This window comes from Achromobacter aegrifaciens (genome assembly GCF_902859735.1).
Taxonomy (GTDB): domain Bacteria; phylum Pseudomonadota; class Gammaproteobacteria; order Burkholderiales; family Burkholderiaceae_B; genus Achromobacter; species Achromobacter aegrifaciens.
Genome location: NZ_CADIJY010000015.1, coordinates 83,541 through 109,426, shown reverse-complemented (window position 1 = coordinate 109,426; position 25,886 = coordinate 83,541). Strand labels below are relative to the sequence as shown.

At 66.1% G+C, this 25,886-nt stretch carries 20 protein-coding genes; 7 read left to right on the top strand and 13 right to left on the bottom strand.

Annotated features, from left to right (window positions below):
* Both HV766_RS26410 and aceE read right to left on the bottom strand, forming a co-directional pair.
* A partial coding sequence (locus HV766_RS26410; RefSeq protein ID WP_302476949.1) for a biotin/lipoyl-containing protein occupies positions 1 to 635 on the bottom strand: 635 nt, incomplete at its 3' end.
* Positions 636 to 647: 12 nt separating this feature from the next.
* Positions 648 to 3,356 (bottom strand): pyruvate dehydrogenase (acetyl-transferring), homodimeric type, encoded by a 2,709-nt coding sequence (aceE, locus tag HV766_RS26405; protein WP_054456642.1) that lies wholly within the window; start codon positions 3,354 to 3,356, stop codon positions 648 to 650.
* A 352-nt stretch (positions 3,357 to 3,708) separates the two neighbouring features.
* Between aceE and HV766_RS26400 the strand changes: the two genes are divergently transcribed.
* The 4 genes from HV766_RS26400 to HV766_RS26385 all read left to right on the top strand — a co-directional run bounded on the left by HV766_RS26400 (position 3,709) and on the right by HV766_RS26385 (position 9,143).
* Positions 3,709 to 5,463, top strand: a complete 1,755-nt coding sequence (locus HV766_RS26400) for a PAS domain-containing sensor histidine kinase (protein ID WP_013393358.1) — start codon at positions 3,709 to 3,711, stop codon at positions 5,461 to 5,463.
* Positions 5,460 to 6,086, top strand: coding sequence for a response regulator transcription factor (locus HV766_RS26395; RefSeq protein ID WP_054456641.1), 627 nt, complete (start codon positions 5,460 to 5,462; stop codon positions 6,084 to 6,086). Before HV766_RS26400 ends, HV766_RS26395 begins: the two co-directional genes overlap by 4 nt.
* Positions 6,083 to 6,934: a bifunctional methylenetetrahydrofolate dehydrogenase/methenyltetrahydrofolate cyclohydrolase FolD gene (gene folD, locus HV766_RS26390; RefSeq protein WP_175182125.1), complete on the top strand. Its 852-nt coding sequence runs from the start codon at positions 6,083 to 6,085 to the stop codon at positions 6,932 to 6,934. The genes HV766_RS26395 and folD overlap by 4 nt, the downstream gene beginning before the upstream one ends.
* A gap of 142 nt (positions 6,935 to 7,076) precedes the next feature.
* Positions 7,077 to 9,143, top strand: a complete 2,067-nt coding sequence (locus HV766_RS26385) for a M3 family metallopeptidase (protein WP_175182124.1) — start codon at positions 7,077 to 7,079, stop codon at positions 9,141 to 9,143.
* A gap of 50 nt (positions 9,144 to 9,193) precedes the next feature.
* Here the strand turns inward: HV766_RS26385 and HV766_RS26380 are convergent, their stop codons facing one another.
* Positions 9,194 to 9,946 (bottom strand): class I SAM-dependent methyltransferase, encoded by a 753-nt coding sequence (locus HV766_RS26380; protein WP_175182123.1) that lies wholly within the window; start codon positions 9,944 to 9,946, stop codon positions 9,194 to 9,196.
* A 248-nt stretch (positions 9,947 to 10,194) separates the two neighbouring features.
* Between HV766_RS26380 and HV766_RS26375 the strand changes: the two genes are divergently transcribed.
* A complete protein-coding gene (locus tag HV766_RS26375) occupies positions 10,195 to 10,809 on the top strand; it encodes an SCO family protein (RefSeq protein ID WP_119449524.1) in 615 nt (204 codons plus the stop codon).
* Between the two features lie 122 nt (positions 10,810 to 10,931).
* Positions 10,932 to 11,183: a GlsB/YeaQ/YmgE family stress response membrane protein gene (locus HV766_RS26370; protein WP_013393352.1), complete on the top strand. Its 252-nt coding sequence runs from the start codon at positions 10,932 to 10,934 to the stop codon at positions 11,181 to 11,183.
* Between the two features lie 67 nt (positions 11,184 to 11,250).
* Here HV766_RS26370 and adeC read toward each other — a convergent pair whose 3' ends face one another.
* Genes adeC through HV766_RS26355 form a run of 3 tightly spaced genes read right to left on the bottom strand, consistent with a single transcriptional unit; the run spans position 11,251 to position 17,112 of the window.
* The gene (adeC, locus tag HV766_RS26365; protein WP_054456638.1) at positions 11,251 to 12,720 is read right to left on the bottom strand and encodes an AdeC/AdeK/OprM family multidrug efflux complex outer membrane factor; all 1,470 of its coding nucleotides are present in this window, start codon (positions 12,718 to 12,720) and stop codon (positions 11,251 to 11,253) included.
* On the bottom strand, positions 12,717 to 15,899 hold the full coding sequence (locus HV766_RS26360; RefSeq protein WP_054456637.1) for an efflux RND transporter permease subunit: 3,183 nt from the start codon (positions 15,897 to 15,899) through the stop codon (positions 12,717 to 12,719). The genes adeC and HV766_RS26360 overlap by 4 nt, the downstream gene beginning before the upstream one ends.
* 16 nt (positions 15,900 to 15,915) lie before the next feature.
* Positions 15,916 to 17,112 (bottom strand): efflux RND transporter periplasmic adaptor subunit, encoded by a 1,197-nt coding sequence (locus tag HV766_RS26355; RefSeq protein WP_054456636.1) that lies wholly within the window; start codon positions 17,110 to 17,112, stop codon positions 15,916 to 15,918.
* A gap of 255 nt (positions 17,113 to 17,367) precedes the next feature.
* On the opposite strand from HV766_RS26355, the gene HV766_RS26350 reads away from it, so the two are divergent.
* Complete coding sequence (locus HV766_RS26350; RefSeq protein ID WP_054456859.1) at positions 17,368 to 18,273, top strand: LysR family transcriptional regulator; 906 nt, start codon at positions 17,368 to 17,370, stop codon at positions 18,271 to 18,273.
* Between the two features lie 67 nt (positions 18,274 to 18,340).
* Here HV766_RS26350 and HV766_RS26345 read toward each other — a convergent pair whose 3' ends face one another.
* The 7 genes from HV766_RS26345 to HV766_RS26315 all read right to left on the bottom strand — a co-directional run bounded on the left by HV766_RS26345 (position 18,341) and on the right by HV766_RS26315 (position 25,874).
* Positions 18,341 to 19,072, bottom strand: coding sequence for a pseudouridine synthase (locus tag HV766_RS26345; protein WP_054456635.1), 732 nt, complete (start codon positions 19,070 to 19,072; stop codon positions 18,341 to 18,343).
* Between the two features lie 37 nt (positions 19,073 to 19,109).
* Complete coding sequence (locus HV766_RS26340; RefSeq protein WP_175182122.1) at positions 19,110 to 20,609, bottom strand: M81 family metallopeptidase; 1,500 nt, start codon at positions 20,607 to 20,609, stop codon at positions 19,110 to 19,112.
* A gap of 33 nt (positions 20,610 to 20,642) precedes the next feature.
* Positions 20,643 to 21,278 carry an ANTAR domain-containing response regulator gene (locus HV766_RS26335; protein WP_054456633.1) on the bottom strand — a complete coding sequence of 212 codons (636 nt, stop codon included), beginning with the start codon at positions 21,276 to 21,278 and terminating at the stop codon, positions 20,643 to 20,645.
* 2 nt (positions 21,279 to 21,280) lie between these two features.
* Complete coding sequence (locus HV766_RS26330; RefSeq protein ID WP_054456632.1) at positions 21,281 to 22,444, bottom strand: transporter substrate-binding domain-containing protein; 1,164 nt, start codon at positions 22,442 to 22,444, stop codon at positions 21,281 to 21,283.
* A 61-nt stretch (positions 22,445 to 22,505) separates the two neighbouring features.
* Positions 22,506 to 23,222 carry an ABC transporter ATP-binding protein gene (locus HV766_RS26325; RefSeq protein ID WP_119449519.1) on the bottom strand — a complete coding sequence of 239 codons (717 nt, stop codon included), beginning with the start codon at positions 23,220 to 23,222 and terminating at the stop codon, positions 22,506 to 22,508.
* Positions 23,219 to 25,048: a branched-chain amino acid ABC transporter ATP-binding protein/permease gene (locus tag HV766_RS26320; protein WP_175182121.1), complete on the bottom strand. Its 1,830-nt coding sequence runs from the start codon at positions 25,046 to 25,048 to the stop codon at positions 23,219 to 23,221. The genes HV766_RS26325 and HV766_RS26320 overlap by 4 nt, the downstream gene beginning before the upstream one ends.
* Positions 25,041 to 25,874: a branched-chain amino acid ABC transporter permease gene (locus HV766_RS26315; RefSeq protein ID WP_054456630.1), complete on the bottom strand. Its 834-nt coding sequence runs from the start codon at positions 25,872 to 25,874 to the stop codon at positions 25,041 to 25,043. The genes HV766_RS26320 and HV766_RS26315 overlap by 8 nt, the downstream gene beginning before the upstream one ends.
* Positions 25,875 to 25,886 lie beyond the last annotated feature (12 nt).

Genomic DNA, 25,886 nt, shown 5'->3' with positions numbered 1-25,886 from the left:
GCCTTGGCGGCCGGAGCCGGGGCGGCGGCGGCAGCGGCAGCGGGCGCGGCGCCCTCCACCACGACCACGACCGAGCCCTTGGCAACCTTGTCGCCGACCTTGACCTTCACTTCCTTGACCACGCCGCCTTGCGAGGCGGGGATTTCCATCGAGGCCTTGTCGGACTCGACGGTGATCAAGCTTTGCTCGGCCTTGATGGTGTCGCCCACCGCGACCATGACTTCGATGACTTCGACTTCCTTGAAGTCGCCGATGTCGGGCACTTCGATGTTCACCGGACCGCTGGAGGTGGCCGGTGCGGCGGCAGCGGCCGGCTGCGCGGCAGCGTTGGCTTCGGCCTTGGGAGCCTCTTCCTTGGCCGGCGCAGCCGCGGGGGCCGCAGCCTCGCCCGCGCCCGACGCTTCCACTTCCAGCACGACCGTGCCTTCGGCAACCTTGTCGCCCACCTTCACGCTGATCGACTTCACCACGCCGCCTTGCGACGCGGGGATCTCCATCGAGGCCTTGTCGGACTCGACGGTGATCAGGCTTTGTTCAGCCTTGATCGTGTCGCCCACCGCCACCAGCACTTCGATGACTTCCACTTCCTTGAAGTCGCCGATGTCGGGAACCTTGATTTGCACGATGTTGCTCATGTCTCTTTACCCTCAGGCGTATTGCGGGTTGGCTTTGTTCGGATTGATGCCGTACTTCTTGATGGCTTCGGCCACCTTGGCGACCGGCACCTTGCCTTCGTCGGCCAGCGCGCGCAGCGCGGCGACGACGACGAAGTGGCGATCCACTTCGAAGTGCTCACGCAGCTTCGAGCGGAAATCCGAGCGGCCGAAACCGTCGGTGCCCAGCACCTTGTACTCGCGGCCCTTGGGCACGAACGGACGGATCTGGTCGGCGAAGAGCTTCATGTAGTCGGTCGACGCGATGATCGGGCCTTCCGTCTTGGCCAGCTGTTCCGTGACGTAAGCCACCTGCGGCTTCTTCTCGTCGGGGTGCAGCATGTTGTGGCGCTCGGCGTCCAGGCCGTTGCGGCGCAGTTCCGTGAAGCTGGTGACGCTCCACAGGTCCGAAGCCACGCCCCAGTCGGCTTCCAGCAGTTCTTGCGCGGCCATGACTTCGCGCAGGATGGTGCCCGAGCCCATCAGCTGCACGCGGTTCTTGCCCTTGCCGTGCGACTTGAGCTTGTACATGCCCTTGATGATGCCTTCCTCGTCGCCCTGGGTCAGACCGGGCTGCGGGTAGTTTTCGTTCATCACCGTCAGGTAGTAGTAGACGTTTTCCTGGTCTTCCACCATGCGCTTCAGGCCATGCTGGATGATCACGGCCAGTTCGTGGCCGAAGGTCGGGTCGTACGAGACGCAGTTCGGGATGGTCGACGCCAGGATGTGGCTGTGGCCGTCTTCGTGCTGCAGACCTTCGCCGTTGAGCGTGGTGCGCCCGGCGGTGCCGCCCAGGAGGAAGCCGCGCGCCTGCATGTCGCCGGCGGCCCAGGCCAGGTCGCCGATGCGCTGGAACCCGAACATCGAGTAGTAGATGAAGAACGGGATCATGATGCGGTTGTTCGAGGAGTACGACGTGGCCGCCGCAATCCAGGAGCTCATCGCGCCCGCTTCGTTGATGCCTTCCTGCAGGAGCTGGCCGTCGGCCGCTTCCTTGTAGTACATGACCTGGTCCTTGTCGACCGGGGTGTACTTCTGGCCTTCCGGCGCATAAATGCCGATTTGGCGGAACAGGCCTTCCATGCCAAAGGTGCGCGATTCGTCGGCCAGGATCGGCACGACGCGCGGACCCAGCTCCTTGTCGCGCAGCACCTGGTTCAGGATGCGCACGAAGGCTTGGGTGGTGGAGATTTCACGGCCTTCGGCGGTGGGTTCCAGCACGGCCTTGAAGGCGTCCAGCGCCGGGGCCTTGAGTTGCTCGTCGGCCTTGGCGCGGCGGCGGGGCAGGTAGCCGCCCAGCGCGGCGCGGCGCTCGTGCAGGTACTTCATTTCGGGCGAGTCTTCGGCCGGCTTGAAGTACGGCAGGTCGGCCAGCTGGTCGTCCGGGATGGGGATGCCGAAACGGTCGCGGAATTCGCGGATCGAGTCCAGCTCCAGCTTCTTCTGCTGGTGGGTGGGGTTCTTGGCCTGGCCGACGTGGCCCATGCCGTAGCCCTTGATGGTCTTGGCCAGGATGACGGTGGGCTGGCCCTCGTGGGTGGCGGCGGCGTTGAACGCGGCGTACACCTTGTGCGGGTCATGGCCGCCGCGGTTCAGGCGCCAGATGTCTTCGTCGCTCATGCGCGACACGGCTTCCAGCAGCTTCGGATGCTTGCCGAAGAAGTGCTCGCGCACGAACTTGCCGTCGTTGGCCTTGTACGCCTGGTACTCGCCGTCGACGGTGTCTTCCATGATCTTGCGCAGGATGCCTTCCTTGTCGTGCGCAAGCAGCGGATCCCAGTAGCCACCCCAGATCAGCTTGATCACGTTCCAGCCCGAGCCGCGGAAGTCGCCTTCGAGTTCCTGGATGATCTTGCCGTTGCCACGCACCGGGCCGTCCAGGCGCTGCAGGTTGCAGTTGATGACGAAGATCAGGTTGTCCAGCTTTTCGCGGGCAGCCAGGGCGATGGCGCCCAGGGATTCGGGTTCGTCCATTTCGCCGTCGCCGCAGAACACCCAGACCTTGCGCTTGCTGGTGTCGGCGATGCCGCGGGCGTGCAGGTACTTCAGGAAGCGGGCCTGGTAGATGGCCATCAGCGGGCCCAGGCCCATCGACACCGTCGGGAACTGCCAGAAGTCCGGCATCAGCTTGGGATGCGGGTACGAGGACAGGCCCTTGCCGTCCACTTCCTGGCGGAAGTGGTTCAGCTGGTCTTCGGTCAGGCGGCCTTCGAGGTAGGCGCGGCCGTACATGCCCGGGGAGGTGTGGCCCTGGAAGTAGACCAGGTCGCCGCCATGGTTTTCGTCTTCGGCGTGCCAGAAATGGTTCTGGCCGCAGCCGATCATGGTGGCCAGCGAGGCGAAGGAGGCGATGTGGCCGCCCAGGTCGCCGCCGTCCGGCGGATTGTGCTTATTGGCCTTGACCACCATGGCCATGGCGTTCCAGCGCACGTACGAACGGATGCGCGATTCCAGCTCCAGGTTGCCCGGGTGCGCCGGCTCCAGGCCGGGGGGAATCGTGTTGACGTAGGCGGTGTTGGGCGAGAACGGGATATGCGCGCCGGAACGGCGGGCTTCGTCGATCAGACGTTCGAGCAGATAGTGGGCGCGCTGCGGTCCTTCACGATCAAGGACAGCCGCCAGGGCTTCGAGCCACTCCTGGGTTTCAAGGGTGTCTTCGTCGTTGGCAGCCTGTACGGCGCCAGCCTGGGCGTAAGAGGACATCGTGTGTCTCCTGTTGGATTGTTCGTGACCGCACCCGCTTACTTATATCTACTCGCGGACATTGCATGGTAGCCGGGATCATCCGGGCTACCATGCAATGCATGGGGTCGGGGTGTTCTAGAGACCTGCTACTGGGTCGGTTCCCTATCAGCCGGCATTCTAAGAAAGAAGATTAACCGGTCGCAAGAAAAATTTCATGTTGCGGTACGGCATTTCATAATGCGGAAAATTTAAAGCCAGCTGAACGCTTTGGCGTCATACTTTTACTTAGGTACTCCAAAAGGACGAGTCGATTCCCGGCAAATCCCTGCCAACACGCACTAAAATGCGCGGTCTATCCGGCCCGAATTCCATGTCCAGCGCGCCCAAGTCCAATATTCCTACGCCGTTCCACGATCACGCCCGCACTCGCCGACGCGGGGTGTACTGGGTCACGCCAGCAATGGTGCTGATCCTCTATATCTGTGTGATGGCGGTGTTTTTCTGGCTGCAGCGCATCCATGACGACAGTGTCATGTTTGTCACCATCGACCAGGAAATGCGCCAGCAGCGCCTGATCTGGGTAGTGCTGGCCCTGTCCTGTGTGATCGTCATCAGCCTGCTGATGCTGTGGCGCTATACCCGTTTCCGTTCGGCGGCCGAAGCCGCCCTGATCGCCGAAACCGGATTCCGCCGCGCCATGGAGAACTCCATGTCCACCGGCATGCGCGTGCTGGACATGGAAGGCCGCATCGCCTACGTGAACCCGGCCTTCTGCCGCATGATCGGCTGGAACGAGGCTGACCTGATCGGCCGCAGCCCGCCCTTCCCTTATTGGGTGCCGGGCCGCCATGAACAGCATCAGCACACCCTGGACGTGCTGATGTCCGGCAAGACGCCCAGCAGCGGCCTGGAGGTCGAGGCGCAGCGCCGCGACGGATCGCGATTCACGGCGCGCATGTATGTGTCCCCGCTACTGGACCCCAACGGCAACCAGATCGGCTGGATGACCTCCATGACCGACATCACCGAGCCCAAGCGCATCCGCGAGGCCCTGACCGCGGCGCACGAGCGCTTCATGACGGTGCTGGAAGGCTTGGACGACGCCATCTCGGTCACCGCCGACACCCACGACGGCCTGGAACTGCTGTTCGCCAACCGTACCTACCGCCGCGTGTTCGGCGCCCAGACCGGCGGCCACGACGAGCTGCTGGCCGGCCGCCGCGGCCGCTTCACCGACGAATCCGTGGAAGTCTTCGCGCCCTCGGTGCAGCGTTGGTTCGAAGTGCACCACCGCATGCTGGCCTGGACCGACGGCCGCCGCGTGCGCATGCAGGTGGCGCGCGACATCACCGAGCGCCGCGTGCACGAGGAAGCCTCGCGTGTGCAGCAGGAAAAGATCCAGCTCACCAGCCGCCTGACCACCATGGGCGAAATGGCGTCTTCGCTGGCGCATGAACTGAACCAGCCCCTGACCGCCATCGCCAACTACAGCATGGGCGCCGTCGCCCTGGTCAAGGCCGGCCACACCAGCCCCAACATGCTGCTGCCGGCCCTGGAAAAGGCCGCCTCGCAAGCCGAGCGCGCCGGCAAGATCATCAGCCGCATCCGCGAATTCGTGAAGCGCAGCGAGCCCCGCCGCCAGCGCGTGGCCATCAGCCGGATCGTGGACAATGCCATCGGTTTCGCCGAGATCGACGCCCGCAAGCGCCGTATCCGCATCGACCGCTTCGTGCCGTCCAACGCGCCGGACGTGCTGGCCGACCCCATCCTGATCGAGCAGGTGCTGTTGAACCTGCTGAAGAACGGGCTGGAGGCCATGGAAAAAAGCGAATCCGACGAACTCAAGGTCGCCGTGATCCTGCATGAACAGCACATCGAGGTCGCGGTGGTCGATCGCGGCCACGGCCTGGCCGAACCCGAACGCCTGTTCGAACCCTTCTTCAGCACCAAGACCCAGGGCCTGGGCATGGGGCTGAACATCTGCCGTACCATTATTGAATCGCACCACGGCCGCTTGTGGGCAGATCCCAATCCCGCCGGTGGCACCATTTTCCGCTTTACCCTGCCCTGCGCTGCACCCCAGTCGCAGGCCCAGAACGATCAGTCCGAGGAGTTGCACGCATGAACACGCCCCACCTGTCGAGCACGGTTTTCATTGTTGACGACGACGAAGCGGTCCGCGATTCGCTGCGCTGGCTATTGGAGGCCAATGGCTATCGCGTTCGCGCCTACGCCAGCGGCGAGTCCTTCCTGGAAGACTACGACGCCAGCCAGATCGGCGTGCTGATCGCGGACGTGCGCATGCCCGGCATGAGCGGCCTGGAACTGCAGGAGCAGCTGATCGCCCGCAATGCGCCGCTGCCCATCGTGTTCATCACCGGCCACGGCGACGTGCCGATGGCCGTGTCCACCATGAAGAAAGGCGCGGTCGACTTCCTGGAAAAGCCGTTCAATGAATCCGATTTGCGCGAGATCGTGGCGCGCATGCTGGAGCAGGCCACGCAGCGCGTGAGCAAGCACCAGGCCCAGAAAGACCACGAAGCCATGCTGGCGCGCCTGACCGCGCGCGAGCAGCAGGTGCTGGAGCGCATCGTCGCCGGCCGCTTGAACAAGCAGATCGCCGACGACCTGGGCATCAGCATCAAGACCGTAGAGGCGCACCGCGCCAACATCATGGAAAAACTTGAAGTGACCACCGTAGCTGATTTGATGAAAGTGGCCTTGGCCAAACCCGAGGCGACGGCATGACGGCAAGGATTATCGACGGCGCGGCCCTGTCGGCGCGCATTCGCGAAGAAGCTGCCCAACGCGTTGCGGCCCTGGCCGCCAAGGGCACGCGCCCCGGCCTGGCCGTGGTGCTGGTGGGTGAAGACCCCGCTTCCCAGGTGTACGTCCGCAACAAGGTAGCCGCCTGCGAAAAGGCCGGCCTGCATTCCGTCAAGGAGCAGTACCCCGCGGACATGACCGAGGCCGAACTGCTGGCCCGCATCGCCATCCTGAACCAGGACCCGACCATCCACGGCATCCTGGTGCAGTTGCCGCTGCCCAAGCACATGGACTCGCACAAGGTCATCGAGGCCATCGCGGCCGAGAAGGACGTGGACGGCTTCCATATCAGCAACGCCGGCCTGCTCATGACCGGCCAGCCGCTGTTCCGCCCCTGCACGCCCTATGGCGTGATGAAGATGCTGGAATCGGAAGGCGTGACGCTGCGCGGCGCCGAGGCCGTGATCGTGGGCGCCAGCAACATCGTCGGCAAGCCCATGGCGATGCTGCTGCTGCAGGCCGGCGCCACCATCACCATCTGCAATTCCAAGACGCGCGACCTGGCGGCCCAGACCCGCCGCGCCGACGTGCTGGTGGTCGCCACCGGCAAGCCCGGCATGATCAACGGTTCGATGATCAAGCCCGGCGCGGTCGTCATCGACGTGGGCATCAACCGCGGCGCCGACGGCAAGCTGTGCGGCGACGTGGACTTCGCCTCGGCCAAGGAAGTGGCCGGCGCCATCACGCCCGTTCCGGGCGGCGTGGGCCCCATGACCATCGCCATGCTGCTGGTCAACACCATCGAAGCGGCCGAACGCGCCGCAGCCTGACGGCCGGCGTACCCGCGGCCGGCCAGGCCGCGGGACGGGGATTGCGATCTGCCCTTGCGTTCGGGCAGATCGCCCTCACCTGATTCTCATGCCCTTGCCGGCGCCTCGTGGCGCTGCTCACCTCTTCCCAGCCTGTAACACCATGACCCAGAACCCCCTGCTCGCCCCTGTCTCCGACCTCGTCGACTACGCGGCCGTCAAGCCCGGACACATCGTGCCGGCGGTCGAGGAACTGCTGGGCATCGCCCGCCAGGCCGTGGACCGCGCCGCCGATCCCGCGCTGGCGCCCACCTGGGAAGCCGTGGTTGAACCGCTGGACACGGCCTCGGAGCGCCTGTGGCGCGCCTGGTCGGTCGCCGGCCACCTGAACGCCGTGGTCAACACCCCGGAACTGCGCGAAGCCTACAACGCCGCCCTGCCCCTGGTGACCGAATTCTCCACCTGGGTCGGCCTGCACGAAGGCCTGTACAAGCAGTACCAGCGCCTGGCCGCCGCCCCCGATTTCGCGTCCTGGACGCCAGTGCGCCGCCGCATCGTGGAAATGGCCCTGCGCGACTTCCGCCTGAGCGGCGTGGAGCTGCAAGGCGCAGACCGCGAACGCTACGCCGCCATTTCCGACCGCGAGGCCCAGGCCTCGCAGAAATTCTCTGAAAACGTGCTGGACTCGATCGACGCCTGGGCGCTGCTGGTCGAGGACGAAGCCCGCCTGGCCGGGATTCCGGCTGACGTGCTGGCGGCCGCCCGCGCCGCGGCCGAGGAAGACGGCAAGCCGGGCTGGAAGCTGACGCTGAAAATGCCGTGCTACCTGCCGGTGATGCAGTACGCCCAGGACCGCTCGCTGCGCGAGGCGCTGTACCGCGGCTACGGCACCGTGGCGTCGGAACATGGCGACGGCAAGTTCGACAACTCCCCGCTCATCGAAGAGCTGCTGGCCCTGCGCGCCGAGGAAGCCGGCCTGCTCGGCCTGGGCACCTTCGCCGCGCTGCGCCTGCAGACCCGCATGGCCCGCGACGCGCAGGAAGTCACCGTGTTCCTGCGCGACCTGGCCGCGCGCGCCAAGCCCTACGCCCAGCGCGACCTGGCTGAACTGAAAGCCTACGCCACCGGCGAACTGGACCTGGACGACCTGCAGCCCTGGGACGTGGCCTACGCTTCCGAGCGCCTGCGCGAATCGCGCTACGCCTACTCCGAAGACGAGGTGAAGCAGTATTTCACCGAGCCGCGCGTGCTGTCGGGCCTGTTCGAGGTCATCGAGACCCTGTTCGATGTGCGCCTGGCTGAAACGCCCGTCTCGTCCTGGCATGGCGACGTGCGCGGCGTGCGCGTGGAAAGCCCCAAGGGCGAACTCATCGGTTATCTGTATCTGGACCTGTACGCCCGCGCCGGCAAGCAAAGCGGCGCCTGGGTCGACAGCGAACGCACGCGCCGCGTCGTGGCTGGCAAGGTGCAGACGCCCATCGCCTACCTGACCTGCAATTTCTCGCGCCCCAACGGCGACAAGCCCGCCGTCCTGACGCACGACGACGTCATCACGCTGTTCCATGAAACCGGCCATGCGCTGCATGCCCTGCTGTCCGAAGTGGACGAGCCCGGCGCGGCGGCCTTCGCCAGCGTGGAATGGGACGCCATCGAGCTGCCCTCGCAGTTCATGGAGAACTTCTGCTGGGAATGGGCGGTGGTGCAGAAGCTGTCCGCCCATGTGGACACGGGCGAGCCCCTGCCGCGCGCGCTCTACGACCGCCTGGTCGCCGCCCGCAACTACCAGAGCGGCATGCAGACCGTGCGCCAGATCGAGTTCGCGCTGTTCGACATGCTGATGCATGACCGCGCCCAGGGCGCGTCGATTGCCGAAGTGCTGGCACTGCTGCAGGAAGTGCGCCAGGAAGTGGCCGTGCTGTTCCCGCCCGCCTGGCACCGTCTGCCGCATGCCTTCTCGCACCTGTTCGCGGGCGGCTACGGCGCGGGCTATTACAGCTACAAGTGGGCAGAGGTGCTGTCGGCCGACGCCTATGAGGCCTTCGAAGAGGCGGCGGCCCGCCAGGCCGGCAACGCGCTGGGCACGCTGGATCCCGAAACGGGCGCACGCTTCCGGCGCGAAGTGCTGGCAGTAGGCGGTTCGCGCCCGGCGGCCGAGTCCTTCGCCGCCTTCCGCGGACGTGCGCCTCGCATCGACGCCCTGCTGCGCCATAGCGGCATGACGCCTGCCTGAGCGTCCGCTTCCCGGTCGCTACCCGACGGCCCGCCCTGGCGGGCCGTTTGCTATGTTGCGGCGGCGTCGTCGACTGGCCGGCGCGCCGACATCACCAGCCAGCGTCCATGCACGGACTGGTCGGAGCCGGCCTGCTTCCAATAGCGGCGGCTTTCCTCGTCCTGCGCCTGTTTGAGCCGGCGGCCGTAATACAGGCGCGACGGCACGGCCAGTACATGCTCCACCATGCGCTTGGGCTTGATCTCGTCCACATCGTGCAAGCTGATGTCCCTGAAACCGTAGTGCTGGAACAGCAGGTGCAGCTGCGGACAGCTCCAGGGGAAGTACGTGACGTAATCCTCGCCGCGCTGCCGTCCCACCATGGGCCGGAACCCCGAATGGAAGCCGCGCAGCAGGAACTGCAGGCGCGAACGGAAATACCAGGTGTTGGGCGTGGTGACGATCAGGGTGCCGCCCGGGCGCAGCGCGCGGTAAAGGCTCTGCATCAGCACGCCGGGGTTGGTCAGCAGATGGATCGCCTCGCAGCAGACCACGGCGTCATAGGGTTCGGCAACCGTCAACGGCGTTTCCAGGTCGTGCTCCGTCACGCGGCGGTAGCCGCCGGCCTGCGGAAACTCCCACAGGCCCACGCCGTCGATATCGACCTGCCGGCCGCTGGCGGCGGGCAGCATGTCGCCCAGCCAGCCCGTGCCGCAGGGCGCGTCCAGCACCGAATCCGCCAGGCGGCTGCGCAGGATGTCGAGCACGACGGGATAGTAGGGATAGTAGGGGTAGCCCAGGGAATTCCTGACCGGCATGTCCATATGTGGCGCCTCTGGATTCTGAAATCTGACACGGTCCTGAATGTAGCGGCAGCCATGGCATCCGGTCTGGCGAATTCGCCACTTCCAAACAATAACCAGACAAAGCTTTACAAGTCCGACGGCCGGTCCCGGCCCCGCGGCTTGCGCCAGGACAAGCCGGCCCCAGGTCCGCCCGCCCCCCGCACCCTGCCCTGCCCGCGCCTTGCGGGTAGAATCAAAAGGTTTACCCCCTACCGGCCCTTGGACTCATGCGACACCTCATTTCCGGCCGCGCCCTGCGCAGCCTGCTGCTGACCCTGTGCGTGTTTCTCGCTGCCTGCGGCGACAGGAACGTCGATTGGACCCTGTACAACGTGAAGGGACACCTGCCCGACCTGAAGTTCTCGCTGCCCGGCGCAGGCGGCAAGATGGTCAGCAGCGACGACCTGAAAGGCAAGACGGTGCTGCTGTTCTTCGGCTATGCCAGTTGCCCCGACATCTGCCCGACCACCATGGCGCAGTTGACGGCCGTGCTGCAGAACCTGGGCGACAAGGCCCGCGATGTACGCATCCTGTTCGTCAGCGTGGACCCGCACCGCGACACGCCGGACATCCTGCAGGCCTACGTCAATGCCTTCAACAACAACGCCATCGGCGTGACCGGCGATGAAAAGCAGATTGCCGACCTGGCGCGCCGCTATCGCGTGGCCTACCAGATAGAGAAGCCGCGCCCGGGCGACGACGCCAATATGTACGAAGTCACGCACAGCCGCGGCGTGTATATATTCGACAAGGACGGCAAGGCCCGCTTGCTGGCATCGGACACGGACAGCATCGAGGCCATGACCAAGGACGTGCGCCAGTTGATCGACCTGACTTCCTGAGCGCCGGCGGGGCGCAATGTTGCCCGTGCGCCCCATACACCAGTTGTTACAGCCGCTACGCGCGGGGCGTGAGTATCATCTAGCCACACTGCCCCCTTTTACTTCCAGCAAGGAGTACGCGCATGAGCATAATCATCATGATCATCGTCGGGTTCGTCGTGGGCCTGATCGCCCGCGCCATCATGCCCGGAGACCAGAACATGGGGATCATCATGACCACCATCCTGGGTATCGTCGGTTCGGTCGTCGCCGGATTCCTGGGCCAATCGCTGGGCTGGTACGCGCCGGGCGAACCCGCCGGGTGGATCGGATCGGTCGTCGGCGCGATCGTCGTGCTGTTCGTGGTGGGCCTGATCGCCAAGAAACGCGCCTGACGTTCTGCTGGACCTGAAATGAAAACGGGCCGATCTTTCGATCGGCCCGTTTTTTTTCGGCCTGCCCTTATTGCTGCTGGGCCTGCGCGGTCACCGTGCGTTCGGTCCAGCCGCCGCCCAGCACCTTGTACAGCGTGACCAGGTTGGACAGCCTGGCCCGACGCGTGTCCACCAGGGCCTGCTGCGCGCTGTACAGGGAGCGCTGCGAATCCAGCACGCTCAGGTAGTCGTCGATGCCTTGGCGGAAACGCTGATCCGAGGCGTCGTAGGCGCGCTGGTTGGCGGCCACCAGGAGCCGCTGCGCCTGGATCTGCTCGTCCAGGGTGCCGCGCCCGGCCAGGGCGTCCGCCACTTCGCGGAAACCCGTCTGGATCGACTTCTCGTACTGCGCGACCTGGATGTTCTTCTGCACCTTGGCCAGATCCAGGCCGGCAAGCAGCGAGCCGCCCGCGAAGATCGGCACGGTGATCTGGGGCACGAAGCTCCAGGCGCCCGAGCCGCCTTCGAACAGCCCGCCCAGGCTGGCGCTGGCGGTACCGGCCGAGCCCGTCAGGCTGATGGTCGGGAAGAAGGCGGCGCGCGCCGCGCCGATATTGGCGTTGGCGCCCTTCAATTGGTGCTCGGCCGCGCGGATGTCCGGGCGGCGGGCCAGCAGGTCCGACGGCAGGCCGGCGGGCAAGGTGGTCGGCAGCATGGCATCGTCTAGCTTGACCGCGTTATCCAGCGCCGCCGTCAGCTCGGGCGACAGCGGCTGGCCCACCAGCAGGACCAGCGCATTGCGGTCCTGCGCGGCCTGGCGCGTGTATTGCGACAGGTTGCGCTCGGCGGTGCGCAGCGACACTTCCGCCTGGCTCAGGTCCAGCGCCGTGGACAAGCCCTGGTCGTAGCTCTGCTGCGTGAGCTTGAAGGAATCCTGCTGGCTCTTGAGCGTGTCGCGCGTCAGGCCGACGAGTTCCTGGTCGGCGCGCAGGGTCAGGTAGGCGTTGGCCACTTCGGCGATCAGCGTCAGCTGGGTCGCCGTGCGGGTTTCGTCCAGCGCCAGATAGGATTCCAGCGCTTTGTCGCTCAGGCTGCGGATGCGGCCGAACAGATCCAGCTCCCAGGCCGACATGGCGGCGCCGACCTGGTAGCTGTGGCTGGTGGTGGCGCGGCCGCTGGGCGACAGATCGGCCGGCGAACGCTGGGCCGTTTCCTGGCCGGCGATGCCGATGCTGGGCATCAGGTCGGCGCGCTGGATGCGGTACTGGGCGCGCGCCGCCTCGACGTTCAGGGCCGCCACGCGCAGGTCGCGGTTGTTGGCCAGCGACTGCTCGATCAGCTGTTGCAGCAGCGGGTCCGAGCCGAAGAAATCGCGCCAGCCGATGTCGGCCGTCATCAGGCCGCCCGCGTCGGCCGGCTGGGCCGCCTGGTAGGACGGACCCGTGGGATAGGCCGCGTCGACCGGCGCGTCCGGCCGTTCGTAGGTGGGGGCCAGCGAGCAGCCCGCCAGGGCCGCCGCCAGGGAAACAGACAGCAAGGTTCTCATCGGGAATGTCATTGCGGTTGGCCCTCCGTCGAGACGCCCTGCGTGCCATTGGCGCTGGTGTCGTGCTCGTCGACGTTTTCGCTCATGCGCTTGACCTTGAAGACGCGCAGCATGATCACGAAGAAGGCCGGAACAAAGAAGATGGCCAGGAAGGTGCCGGTCAGCATGCCGCCGATCACGCCCGTGCCGATGGCGTTCTGGCTGCCCGAACCCGCCCCCGACGAGATCGCCAGCGGCGTCACGCCCAGGATGAACGCCAGCGACGTCATCAGGATGGGACGCAGGCGCTGCCGCGCGGCGTGGATGGCCGATTCCGTCAGGCTGGCGCCCTGCTCGTAGTGCTCTTTGGCGAACTCGACGATCAGGATCGCGTTCTTGGCCGCCAGGCCGATGGTTGTGAGCAGGCCCACCTGGAAGTACACGTCGTTGGACAGGCCCCGCAGCATGGTGGCGAGCAAGGCCCCGATGATACCCAACGGCACCACCAGCATCACCGCCGACGGGATGGTCCAGCTTTCGTACAGCGCCGCCAGGCACAGGAACACCACGATCAACGAAATCGCGTATAGCGCGGGCGCCTGGGCGCCGGACAGGCGTTCTTCGAACGACAGGCCGGTCCATTCAAAGCCCACGCCCACCGGCAGCTTGCCCGCCAGGCGTTCCATTTCTTCCATCGCCGCGCCCGAGCTGTAGCCCGGCGCCGCCTGGCCCTGGATGTTGTACGACGGCACGCCGTTGTAGCGGTTCAGCTTTTGCGGACCGTAGCTCCAGGTGGCCTTGGCGAACGCCGAGAACGGCACCATATCGCCCGCCTTGTTGCGCACGTACCATTTGTCCAGGTCTTCCGGCAGCATGCGCGACGACGCCTCGCCCTGCGCGAACACCTTCTTCACGCGGCCGCGGTCGATGAAGTCGTTGACGTACGACGAACCCCAGGCCGTGGCCAGCGTGCTGTTGATGTCCGAGACCGCCACGCCCAGGGCGCGCGCCTTCTCGCGGTCGATGTCCAGCTGGTACTGCGGCGCGTCTTCGATGCCGTTGGGGCGCACGCCCTGCAGGACCGGACTCTTGGCGGCTTCGCCCAGCAACTGGTTGCGCGCGGCAAGCAGCTTCTCGTGGCCCACGCCTGCGCGGTCCATCAACTGGAAGTCGAAACCGGTGACGTTGCCCAGTTCCATCACGGACGGCGGCGGCACCACGAACAATTGCCCGCGGCGCTCGGTCTTGCGGAAGTGCGCGTTGGCCCGTGCCGCCACGGCGCCGGCCTTCAGGCGGGCGTCGCCGCGTTCTTCCCAGTCGCGCAGCTTGATGAACAGGATGGACGCGTTCTGGCCGCGGCCGCCGAAGTTGAAGCCATTGACCGCGAACACCGAGGTGACGGCGTCCTTTTCCTCGTTCAGCAAGTACTTGGTGGCGTCGTCGATGACGGCCTTGGTGGCTTCCGCCGTGGCGCCAGCAGGCGTCTGGATCTGGGCGAACAGAATGCCCTGGTCCTCATCCGGCAGGAACGCGGTCGGAATGCGCGTGAACATCCAGCCCATGGCGAGGACCAGCGCCAGGTAGATCACCATCAGACGCTTGCTGCGGTTCAAGCCGCGCGCGACGGTATTGGCGTAGCCGTTGCTGCTGCGCTCGAACGTGCGGTTGAACCAGCCGAAAAAGCCCTTCTTCGAGCCATGATGGCCCTTGGGGATGGGCTTGAGCAAGGTCGCGCACAAGGCCGGCGTGAACACGATGGCCACGATCACCGACAGCACCATGGAGGACACGATGGTGATGGAGAACTGGCGGTAGATCACGCCCGTGGACCCGCCGAAGAAGGCCATGGGAATGAACACGGCCGCCAGCACCATGGCGATGCCGATCAGGGCGCCGGTGATCTGCGACATGGACTTGCGGGTGGCCTGCTTGGGCGACAAGCCCTCTTCGGCCATCACGCGCTCGACGTTTTCCACCACCACGATGGCATCGTCCACCAAGAGGCCGATGGCCAGCACCATGCCGAACATGGTCAGCGTGTTGATGGAGTAGCCGAACGCCGCCAGCACGCCGAACGTGCCCAGCAGCACCACCGGCACTGCCAGCGTCGGGATGATGGTGGCGCGGAAGTTCTGCAGGAACAAGTACATCACCAGGAAGACCAGGATGATGGCCTCGATCAGCGTCTTGAACACCTCATGGATCGACAGGCTGACGAACGGCGTGGTGTCGTACGGATAGACGACGTCCATGCCCGGCGGGAAGTAAGGCTTCAGGTTGTTGATGGTGTCGCGCACCGCCTGGGCCGTATCCAGCGCGTTGGCGCCCGGCGCCAGCTTGACCGCCAGGCCCGAGGCCGGCTTGCCGTTGTAGAAGCTGTCGATGGCGTAGGTCTGGCCGCCCAGCTCGATGCTGGACACGTCGCCCAGGCGCACTTGCGAACCGTCGGCGTTGACCTTGAGCAGGATGCGGCCGAAGTCTTCCGCCTTTTCCAGGCGCGAAGGCCCGATGATGGTCGCGTTCAGTTGCTGGCCGCGCACGGACGGCAAGCCGCCCAGCTGGCCGGACGACACCTGCACGTTCTGTTCCTTGATCGCCGCCACGACGTCGACCGTGGTCAAGCCGTAGTTGACGAGCTTGGCGGGATCCAGCCAGATGCGCATCGCGTACTGCGAGCCGAACAGCTGGAAGTCGCCCACGCCCTGCGTGCGGCTGATGGGATCCTGGACATACGAGGCGACGTAGTCGGCCAGGTCGTCCTTGGTCATCGAGCCGTCGGTGGACACGAAGCCCGCCACGATCAGGAAGTTCTTGGTGGCCTTGGTGACGCGGATGCCCTGCTGCTGCACTTCCTGCGGCAGGAGCGGCTGCGCCAGCGACAGCTTGTTCTGCACCTGGACCTGCGCGGTATCAGGGTTGGTGCCCTGCGTGAAGGTCAGGGTGATGGACATGCTGCCGTCGGAGTTGCTTTCCGAGGAGATGTACTGCAGGCCGTCCAGGCCGTTCATCTGCTGCTCGATCACCTGCACCACGGTGTCCTGCACGGTCTGCGCGGACGCGCCCGGGTAGGTCACCGCGATGCCGATGGCTGGCGGCGCGATGTTGGGGTATTGGGAGACCGGCAGCTTCAGGATGGACAGCGCGCCGGCCATCATCAGCACGATCGCGATCACCCATGCGAAGACCGGTCTATCGATAAAAAACTTTGCCATGCAAGGCTCCTGACTACTACTGCTTGGCCGCCGCGGCGGCTGCTTGCGGCTGCTGCGCCGGTTGCGCGGCGCTGGCTTCGGTGGCGACGACTTCAGCCCCCGGACGCACCATCTGCAGACCTTCCACGATGACCTTGTCGCCGGCAGCCAGGCCGTCGGTGACCAGCCACTTGTCGCCGATGGCGCGGTCGGTCTTCAGTTCGCGCAATTCGACCTGGTTCTTGGCGTTGACCACCAGCGCCGTCGGGATGCCGCGCTGGTTGCGCGTCACGCCGCGCTGCGGCACCAGCAGGCCGTCGGCGGCGACGCCGTCGGCCAGGCGGGCGCGCACGAACATGCCCGGCAGCAGGCGGCGTTCCGGATTGGGGAACACCGCGCGCAAGGTGACCGAACCGGTGCCCTGGTCCACCGTGACTTCGGAGAACTGCAGCTTGCCCGGCTGGCTGTACTGCGAGCCGTCTTCCAGGGTCAGCGTCACCAGCGCGGCCTGCTCGCCATCGGCCTTTTTCAGCAGGCCGCTGGCCAGCGCGTTCTGCAGGCGCAGCAGCTGGACGCTGGATTGGGTCACGTCGACGTAGATGGGATCGATCTGCTGCACCGCGGCCAGGGCCGTGGTCTGGTTGGCCGTGACTAGCGCGCCTTCGGTCACCGCCGAACGGCCGATGATGCCGTCGATGGGCGACAGCACCTTGGTGTAGACCAGGTTGATGCGGGCCGTGTCCAGCGCCGCCTTGGCCGACAGCACGTCGGCGGCGGCCTGATCGCGCGAGGCGACGGCGTTGTCGTAGGTCTGCTGGCTGACGGCGCGAGTGGCGACCAGCGGCTTGTAACGTTCGGCCAGCAACGCGGCCGTCTTCTGCTGCGCCTGGGCGCGTGCCAAGGCGGCCTTCTGGCTGTCCAGGCTGGCCTGGTAGAGGGCGGGATCGATCTGGTAGAGCTGCTGGCCCGCCTTGACCTCGCCGCCTTCGGTAAAGAGGCGCTTCTGGACAATGCCATTGACCTGGGGACGCACTTCGGCCACGCGGAACGGCGAGGTGCGGCCAGGCAGTTCGGTGGTCAGCGAAACCGGCTGCGTGGCAAGCGTCACGACCGTTACCTGGGGCTTGCCCGCCTGGGGAGCGTCTTGCTTCTTGCCGCAAGCGGCCAGCGTGAGGGCCGATGCCGTCAGCGTGACGACTGCCGCGCTGCGCCACATAGCGCTTTTCTTATCCATAGATTGCATTCCCGATTTCAACAAAAAAAAAGCCCGCCCCGGATCGCGTAATGAGCGTTCCGTGCGCATCGATTGGGTGGATTTGCCTCGAACACGCAGGCTGGGCTTTGTCGCATTGCTGCATTGCAGAACTCGCATTCTGCGTTATCCCGCCCCAGAAACAAAGAGGCATGTTGAGAAAACATCATTCCATTTATGGGACAATGGCTTTACCGTTGAATATGACAAAATTCCGCCATGAAACGCTTGCAAGGCATGGAACTATTCGTCGAAGTCGCCAAAACACGCAGCTTCAGCCGCGCGGCGGCGATGCTCGGCGTGCCGAAATCGACACTGTCCCGCCAGGTGGCCGAGCTGGAGCGCTCCGTCGGCTTGCGGCTGCTCAGCCGCACCACCCGCAAGGTCGAACTGACCGACGCGGGCCGGCTGTACTTCGACCGCTGCCAGCGCATCGTGGCCGAGGCGCAGATCGCCCATGAGGAACTGCAGAAGCTGGTCGATACGCCGGCCGGGCCGCTGCGGGTGAACATGCCCGCGGATTTCGGCACGGACTTCCTGGCTGAATCGTTCATGGAGTTTTCCCGCCGCTACCCCGACGTCACGTTTTTCCTGGACCTGGCCAACCCGGACCACGCGCAGCGCGTGTTCCAGACCTGCGATGTTTCGATCGAAATCGGCGAACTGCCCGATTCGTCACAGATTGCGAGGCTCTTGGGCATGCTGCCGGCCCAGTTGTACGCCTCGCGCGAATACCTGGAGAAGCACGGCGAACCGCGGCATCCCAGCGACTTGACCCGCCACGAGTGCATAGAGTTCCGCGCCAAGGGCGCCGGGCAGGTGACCCGCTGGCCCCTGACCGACGGCCAGCAGCACATCGAATTCACGCCCGGCAACCGCTTTTCCGTCAACGGCGTCGCCATGGCCCGGCGCCTGGCCCTGCTGGGCGCGGGCATCGTGGTGCTGTTGGGCGACCAGTTGGCCGAACAGCAGTCCGGCCAATTGCAGCGAGTGCTGCCCGACTGGCAACTGGGTCCGTTCCCGGTCTACGCGGTGACGGAGACACGGCTGCTGCCCGCCAAGACCCGGATCTTCATCGAATTCCTGATGGAGCGCCTGGGCGACGTCGGGCAAGCGAAGAATACTCCCGCTTTCATGAAATAAACGGAAGCCGGAAACAGACTGAAAAATTTAGGACTGGCCGACAACACCTGTCGGTCAATTCGACCAATCAGAAGCGCTCGTCTTCACGCAGGTAGCGCCATTGGCCCAGCGGCAGGTCGCCTAGCGACACGCGTCCGATGCGCACGCGTTTCAGGCCGATTACCTTCAGGCCGACCAGTTCGCACATGCGCCGGATCTGCCGTTTTTTGCCTTCCCGCAGCACGAAACGCAGCTGGTCGCTGTTCTGCCAACGCACCTGCGCCGGCTTGAGCGCCTTGCCGTCCAGGGACAGACCATGGTTCAGCAGCGCCAGCCCGTTGTCGGACAGGTTGCCCTGCACCCGCACCAGGTATTCCTTGTCCACGCTGGAATCTTCGCCGATCAGGTGCTTGGCGATGCGGCCGTCCTGGGTCAGCACCAGCAGGCCTTGGGAATCGATGTCCAGGCGGCCGGCAACGGCCAGCCCGTCCAGGTGCGAACGCTCGAAACGCTGCGGCGCGCGGTCGCCCGCAAAGCGGGAGCGGGAGTCGATCAGGGCCACGGCGGGCGTGTAGCCCTTTTCCGCCTGGCCCGAGACGTAGCCCACGGGTTTGTTGATCAGGATGGTGACGCGCGAGGTCTGGCGCGCCTGCGCGGCGCGTTCCAGGGTGATGACCTGGTCAGGGTAGGCCCGCGCGCCCAGTTCGGACACGACGGCGCCGTCCACGCGGACCCAGCCGCGCTCGATATAGGTGTCGGCCTCGCGGCGCGAACACAGCCCACGCTCGGACATGAGCTTGGAGATACGTACTTTTTCCATGGCCGGTATTGTATGCGGACGCCATGCGCCACACTCTTCATGCCGCGGGGTCGTAGTCCGACGGCGCCATCGGATCCAGCGGATGGAGCGGCCGGCTGCGCCGCTGATAGGGAAACAGCGCGAAGTCCGAGCTCGTGACGCCCGCGCTGGCGCATTCCACCAGCGCCTGGGAGATAGGTTCGAACACAGGGCGGCAATACATGCGCGACTTCACCAGCACGAAGCGCGCCCGGCGCGGGTCCAGCCCCATGCTCTCGAACACGCCCAGGTCCCAGGGCTCGTGCGTTCTCTCGGTGATCACCAATTGCGCAGCGCCTATGTCCAGCACCGCGCTGCGGCCCATGCATGCCGTCTGCCCCGTGTACGTCGGACCGGTAATGACATATTCGCCGCCGGTCACGGCGCGGACCACCCCGCGCAGCAACACGGGCGCCGCCGGGCGGCCGATGGCCGGAATCGGCCGTTTGTTGCCCACCGCCAGCTCCACCTGCGCGCCCTCGCCCGCCGCGGCCAGCGCGGCGACGGCCTCGGGGTCACAGTACAGGCCCGCAATAATGCCCGTCAGGCCGGCGTCGACCGCGGCTGTCAGCACCTCCATGGTGTCGCAGGTGCCGCCGGACATGCAGTTGTCGCCATGATCCAGCAGAAGCACGGGCTTGTCCGCGCCATGGGCCAGTTGCGCCGCGCGGGCCAGCGACTCGCCCAGGGGTTCGCTGTCGTAGAAGTAACCGTCGCGCTCGGCCCAGATGGCCTGCGCCATTTCGCTTGCGACCCGTTCCGCCTGCTCCTGCGGCCCGGAGCCCACCACGACCACGCTCAGGCATGGGTTGGGGATGTCAGCCAGGGCGAAGCCCGCCAGCACGGAGACGCCCAGCATGCCGCCCTTTTCCGCGCCCCGCGCCGCCTGCACCGCGCGGCGCATGGCGCCCTGGGACGTGGCGCTGCGCAGGGTGTGCGTCATCAGCGGCAGGCGGCGCCAGGCCATGACCGGGCGCGGACCGCCGTTGAGCCAGTCATACAGGATACGGCCCGCGTGCTCCCCGGTCTCGTACATGTCCACATGCGGGTAGGTCTTGAAGCTGACGACCACGTCGGCGTTGGCCATCATCTTGGGCGTGACATTGCCGTGCAGATCCAGCGCCACGGCGATGGGCACGTCCGGCGTGCGCCGCCGCAGGCGCTCCAACAAGTCGCCCTCGCCATCGTCGGTGGTCTCGGCCACCATCGCGCCATGCAGATCGAGCAGGATGGCGCCACAGCCCTGCGCGCCGGCCACGATCGCGTCGCACAGTCGGCTGTAGGCATCCGCCGACACCGGGCCGCTGGGGTAGGCAGTCGCGGAAACCGGCGTGACCACGGTCGCGCCGTTGGCCTCGGCAATATCGATGAAGGCCGACATGGCCGTGCGCTTGCCCTTGTTCTCGGCATAAGCCTGGGCGCCGAAGGCGGGACCGTCATTGCCGAACGCGGACAGCGGCGTGGGCACCGGCGAGAACGTGTTGGTCTCGTGGTTCAGGCGGGCGATCATGACCTTCATTGTCCGGCTCCTCTGCATGCGCATTCAGTGTGTTCAGTTGTTCTGGGACGGCCCCGGGCGCAAGGCCCCCAGGCCAAGCTTTTCCATGGCCTCGCTGGCCTCGACGATCATCGCGGCCACTTCCGCGACGCTTACGCGCAGGCCCGTCGCCCGGGTACGCATGTGCTCATAGGCGGCGCGCTCGTCCAGGCGCTGGTGGTCCATCAGCACGCGGATGGCCTTCTCGATGACGCGTCGCGCCTTGATCGTGCTTTCCAGCTTGTTGATCTTGGACTGCTGGCGGCTCTGGAACTGCTTGGCCGAACGCGCCAGCACCAGCGTGCTGAGCACGCCCGCCGAGCGGAACGGCCGCGTCAGCACGCCGTGCGCATTGGTCTTTAGCAATTGCTTCAACGTGGTCGGGGTTTCGTACTCGGACAAGGCGATCAGGGTGGCCTCGACCTCGCTGGCCGTCCAGGCGGCGCTGTTGCGGCCGCATTGCGATACCTGGAAGAAGATGACGTCCACCCCTGCGGGCGGGCCATCCGGAAACGGCCAGTGCAGATGGATGCGGCAACCGATGCGCTTGAGCTGTTCGACCAGCAGGTCGCGATCCTCGCCGGGCGGATACACCACGGCGACGGCCACGCTGCGCAGGTCCTCGTAGAGGCGGCGTAGGCTATGGTCCATGGCTATTTCAACCAGAACTCGTCCAGGCCGAACGCGGTGAGGTACGGGTCCGGCTTCACGGGTTCGTCGCTTTCCCAGACGATGTCGAAGCGACCGTCCTCGCGGCACACGCCTATGCGCGGCGTCAGCACGCTATGGTTGTTTTCCGCCAGCACGGACATCTGCCCGTCCGGCGCGTCGAACTGCACCTGATGCACCGCCTGCACCAGCTTGCGGGTGTCCATGCTGCCCACGCGCTGCAAGGCACGTGCGAACAGGTGCATCTGGCTATAGCAGGTCTCGGCATAGACGCTGGCGGGATGGTCGCCGAAGCGGGCGCGCCAGCGTTCCAGGAAGTGCGCGTTGGCGGGCGTATCCACCGTATTGAAATAGGTCGCAGCGGTGATGTGGCCCACGCAGCGCCGCGGTCCGATCTCCGCCACCTCCGACTCCGCCATGGTCAGGCTGGCGATGGGGATGTGCGCGGTGGCTGCGCCCTCGGCCTGGCAGGCCTCGTGGTAGCGCTGGTAGAAGCGCTGCGCATCGGAGCCGATCAAGGTGGAAAACACCACGTCGGGCTGGATGCGGCGGATGTCCGCCACCACGTCGTTGATCTCGCTGTCATCGCAGCCCAGCGGCAGATAGGTTTCATCCAGGATCTCGCCGCCATGCTCCTCGACCGTCTCGCGCATGATGCGGTTGGTCTCGCGCGGGTAGATATAGTCCGCGCCCACCAGGAAGATGCGCGAACCGCAGTTCTGGATCAGGTATGCAGCCAGCTGCATGCTGCCCTGGTTCGGCGCCGCGCCGGTGTAGATGACGTTGGGCGAATACTCGAAGCCTTCGTAGACCGAGCCGTACCACAGCAGGGAATTGCTGCGCTCGACCACCGGCAGCATGGCCTTGCGGCAGTGCGAGGTGCAGCCGCCAAAGATGACGCTGACCTCGTCGTCCAGCAGCAGCCTGGCCGCCAGCCGGCGGTACTCTTCGGCGTCGCTGCGCGGGTCGTACACCACCGGCGCCAGCGGCCGCCCCAGAACGCCGCCCAGTTCGTTGATCTCTTCCACCGCCAGTACCGTGCCGAAGAAGTGCTGCGATTCCGTGGTTCCGGTGACGCCGCTGCGCGAATAAAGCACGCCGATGCGCCAGCCCGGCCGCTCTGCGTGCTTGTCCTGGGGCGTACTCATGAGGGAATCCTTGAACGGGTAGTGCGCGTGTGCGTCATGGCGAATCCGGGCCGCGTGGCCTTCATACTTTCAGATGAGCAATGATATTGCCCGCCGCCTCTGGCGCGCCAGCCTCGCCTTCATCGACGATGCTGCCCTGCTTGAGCACCAGGTAGCGATCGGCCACGTCCAGCGCGAACGCCACGTTCTGCTCCACGATGAACATCGTCGTGCCATGCCGCTCGCGTTCCCAGTTCAGCGCGCGGCCCAGGCGCTCGATCACCGAGGGCTGCAGCCCTTCCGTAATCTCGTCCAACAGCAGCAGCGCGGGCCGCTGCATCAGGCCGCGCGCCACCAGCAGCATTTTCTGCTCTCCGCCCGACAGGGTGCCGGCGTGCTGGCGCAGGCGGCTCGTGAACACCGGAAACAGCTCCGCGATCTCGGCGAAGCGTTCGTCGAAGAGTTGGTCGCGCGGCAGCCCCAGGCGCAGGTTGTCGCGGATGCTCAGGTCAGGAAACAGCGGCTGTTCCTGGGCGGCGTAGGCCACGCCGCAACGCGCCACTTCGTGCGGCCGCAGCCGGGTGGCGTCGACTCCGCCCACGCTGACCCGCCCGCGCTGCTTGGGCAGATAGCCCATGACGGTCTTGAGCAAGGTGCTCTTACCCATGCCATTCTTGCCCAGCAGCGCGACGCAGGCGCCGCGCTCGACCGTGAGCGACACGTCACGCAGCACCATGGCCCTCTTGTAGCCGCTGGATACCGCTTCCATGCGCAACGCCGGCGCTGCGATGCTCGTCATTGCCCTGCTCCTTGCGCGGCCGGCGCGCTGCCGGCGTAAATGGTGCGCACCAGTTCGGATTCCACGACCTCGCGGAATCCTCCGTCCATGACGATGCGGCCCTGGTGCAGGACCACGATGCGCGTTGCGATCTCCTTGACGAAATCCAGGTCATGTTCCACCAGCAGGCAGCACAGGCCATAACGGTGCGCCAGGGACGACAGCACGTGGCCGATCTGCAGGCGTTCGGCCTTGCTCAGCCCGGCCGTCGGCTCGTCCAGCAGCACGATGCCCGGTTCCAGCGCCAGCACCATCGCCAGTTCCAGCGCCTGCTGCTGTCCGTGCGACAGGTCGCGCGCCACATGGTCCAGGCACTGGTCCAGGCCGGTCACGCGCAACGTTTCAAGCGCATAGGGCGGCAGATCCAGCGTGGAAGATCGGCGCCACCAAGACGGCCGTTCGCGCAGCGTGGTCGCGATGCGCAGGCTTTCGGCCACCGTCAGCGTGTCGAACACGTTGGCGTTCTGGAACTTGCGGCCCAGTCCGTGGCGCACGCATTGTTCAGGACCATCGCGCCGCAGCACTTCATGGCCATAGAGTTCCAGCCTGCCCTGGGAACGTTCGGCGCCGTCCGCGATACAGCGCATCAGCGTAGTCTTGCCGGCGCCGTTGGGGCCGATCAGCCCCAGCAGTTCGCCGCCGCAGGCTTGCAGGTCTATGCCTTCCAGCACCTTCAGGCTCCCGAAGTGCTTGGACACGCCCGCCAGGCTCAAGGCCTGGGCCGCGCCGCCGGCCTGCCGCGCAGGGACGACGCGCTCGCCCAGCGCGGGCATGGCCGCGCGCCCTGCCCTTGCGCGCCAGGGCGCGGTCAGCAGGGGAAGCAGCCCGCGCGGCAGCAGCAGGATCACCAGCACAAAGGTCACGCCCAGCAGCAGTTGCCAGACGAACGGCATGTTGCCGCTGAGATAGGAGCCCGCGACGTTGATGAGGATGGCTCCCAGCACCGGCCCCCAGATGGTGCCGCGCCCACCCAGCGCGACCCAGATGATCAGTTCCGTGCCGAAGACTAAGCCCGTCAGCTCCGGCGCCACCACGCCGCTGAACGCGCCATAGCCGAAGCCCGCCAGGCCTGCCACCGCGCCGCAGGCCACCAGCAACGCGATGCGCCAATGGGCGGTGTTCAACCCGAGGTAGCTGCACCGCGCCTCGTTGTCGCGCAGCGCCACCAGGACGCGGCCGCCGTCGCTGCGCACCACCACCCAGGCCAGCAGCGCCACCGCCGACAGGCCGCCTGCCGCGATCACGTACCAGGCCTCCAGCGACAGGTCGAAGGTTTCGTAGCCCGTCAGGCCGGATGAAGAGCCGGTGTAGGTGCCGCCGGACAGCACCAGCTGCATCAGCACGATGGGCAGCACCAGCGAAATCACCGTGGCGAAGAATGGCGAGGCCCCACGGTAGAACGACAGCCAGCCCGTCACCAGCGCCAGCAGCGCCGCGGCGCCCACCGCGGCCAAGGCAGCCAGCGCGGCGATCGCGGGCGAGAATCCGTAGTGCGTGAAGGCCAGGCCCGCGGCGTACGCGCCCACCCCGAAAAAGGCGGACTGGCCGAAAGTCAGGTAGCCGGTGTAGCCCCACAGCACGTCCACGGTGATCGCCGCCACGGCGAAGAACAGCGCCTTGATCAGCACATTCAGCAAATAGGTGTCGAACAGCCAGGGACCCGCCGCGGTCAGGACCAGGCAAAGCCCGGCCAGGCCCAGCAGGCTGCGGCTGCGCGCGGTCTTTTGCGCCGAGGCGTCGTCAGCGGCGCCAGCCAGTGTTTGAGGGATCAATGCGCGGTCAGTCATGGGCGAATCCTTGAGGACGCAGACGCAGCGTCAGCGCGGCCAGGACGGCGATGGTGACGCCGCCCAGGATCGGGCTGACGTAGACGCTCACCAGCACCTGGCAGGCGCCATAGAGCAGGCAGGTCAGCAGCAGCGCGGTGATCGAATGGCCCGACACCATGACCAGCATGAAGGCGCTGACCAGCCACGGCAGCCCCATGTTCGGGTCGACGCTGGACAGGGGCGTGATCAGCGCGCCGGCCAGCGCGCCCAGCCCCGCGCCCAGGCCGAATGTGGTGAAGCGGATGCGCTCGGCGTTGATGCCCAGGCCGCGCGCCAGATCCTCGTTCATGATGACCGCCCGGGTCCGCACGCCAAAGCGCGTGCCGCTGAGCAGCAGGGTCATCGCGGCATACATCAGCAATGCCGCCGGCACCAGGAACAGACGGTATGCCGAATACTCCGTCCCAAGAAAGGACACGGCGCCGTGGATGGGCGAATCGGCGAACTTCACTTCGCGCCCGAAGGCCATGGTGATGAGCTGGCCGATCACGATGCCCAGTCCCCAGGTGGCCAGGATGGCGTCCAGCGGCCGCTTGTACAGCGGCTGCACGATCAGCCGTTCCACGCCCATGCCCACCAGCACGCCGACCGCCAACGCGAACGGCAGCGCCAGCCAGGGATTCAGCCCCAGTTGCGTCACCACCAGGCTGGCGTAGCTGCCCAGCGTAAGAATCGCGCCGTGCGCGAAGTTGACGATCTTCATCACGCCGAAGATGATCATCAGCCCGGCCGTCACGATGAACAGCATGGCGGCCGTGCTCAGGATGTCCAGCAGCAAACCCATATCGCTCTCCGG

Coding starts and splice junctions, on each gene's coding strand:
- aceE (WP_054456642.1), bottom strand. CDS start 3,356: ATGTCCTCTTACGCCCAGGCTGGCGCCGTACAGGCTGCCAACGACGAA.
- HV766_RS26400 (WP_013393358.1), top strand. CDS start 3,709: ATGTCCAGCGCGCCCAAGTCCAATATTCCTACGCCGTTCCACGATCAC.
- HV766_RS26395 (WP_054456641.1), top strand. CDS start 5,460: ATGAACACGCCCCACCTGTCGAGCACGGTTTTCATTGTTGACGACGAC.
- folD (WP_175182125.1), top strand. CDS start 6,083: ATGACGGCAAGGATTATCGACGGCGCGGCCCTGTCGGCGCGCATTCGC.
- HV766_RS26385 (WP_175182124.1), top strand. CDS start 7,077: ATGACCCAGAACCCCCTGCTCGCCCCTGTCTCCGACCTCGTCGACTAC.
- HV766_RS26380 (WP_175182123.1), bottom strand. CDS start 9,946: ATGGACATGCCGGTCAGGAATTCCCTGGGCTACCCCTACTATCCCTAC.
- HV766_RS26375 (WP_119449524.1), top strand. CDS start 10,195: ATGCGACACCTCATTTCCGGCCGCGCCCTGCGCAGCCTGCTGCTGACC.
- HV766_RS26370 (WP_013393352.1), top strand. CDS start 10,932: ATGAGCATAATCATCATGATCATCGTCGGGTTCGTCGTGGGCCTGATC.
- adeC (WP_054456638.1), bottom strand. CDS start 12,720: ATGACATTCCCGATGAGAACCTTGCTGTCTGTTTCCCTGGCGGCGGCC.
- HV766_RS26360 (WP_054456637.1), bottom strand. CDS start 15,899: ATGGCAAAGTTTTTTATCGATAGACCGGTCTTCGCATGGGTGATCGCG.
- HV766_RS26355 (WP_054456636.1), bottom strand. CDS start 17,112: ATGGATAAGAAAAGCGCTATGTGGCGCAGCGCGGCAGTCGTCACGCTG.
- HV766_RS26350 (WP_054456859.1), top strand. CDS start 17,368: ATGGAACTATTCGTCGAAGTCGCCAAAACACGCAGCTTCAGCCGCGCG.
- HV766_RS26345 (WP_054456635.1), bottom strand. CDS start 19,072: ATGGAAAAAGTACGTATCTCCAAGCTCATGTCCGAGCGTGGGCTGTGT.
- HV766_RS26340 (WP_175182122.1), bottom strand. CDS start 20,609: ATGAAGGTCATGATCGCCCGCCTGAACCACGAGACCAACACGTTCTCG.
- HV766_RS26335 (WP_054456633.1), bottom strand. CDS start 21,278: ATGGACCATAGCCTACGCCGCCTCTACGAGGACCTGCGCAGCGTGGCC.
- HV766_RS26330 (WP_054456632.1), bottom strand. CDS start 22,444: ATGAGTACGCCCCAGGACAAGCACGCAGAGCGGCCGGGCTGGCGCATC.
- HV766_RS26325 (WP_119449519.1), bottom strand. CDS start 23,222: ATGACGAGCATCGCAGCGCCGGCGTTGCGCATGGAAGCGGTATCCAGC.
- HV766_RS26320 (WP_175182121.1), bottom strand. CDS start 25,048: ATGACTGACCGCGCATTGATCCCTCAAACACTGGCTGGCGCCGCTGAC.
- HV766_RS26315 (WP_054456630.1), bottom strand. CDS start 25,874: ATGGGTTTGCTGCTGGACATCCTGAGCACGGCCGCCATGCTGTTCATC.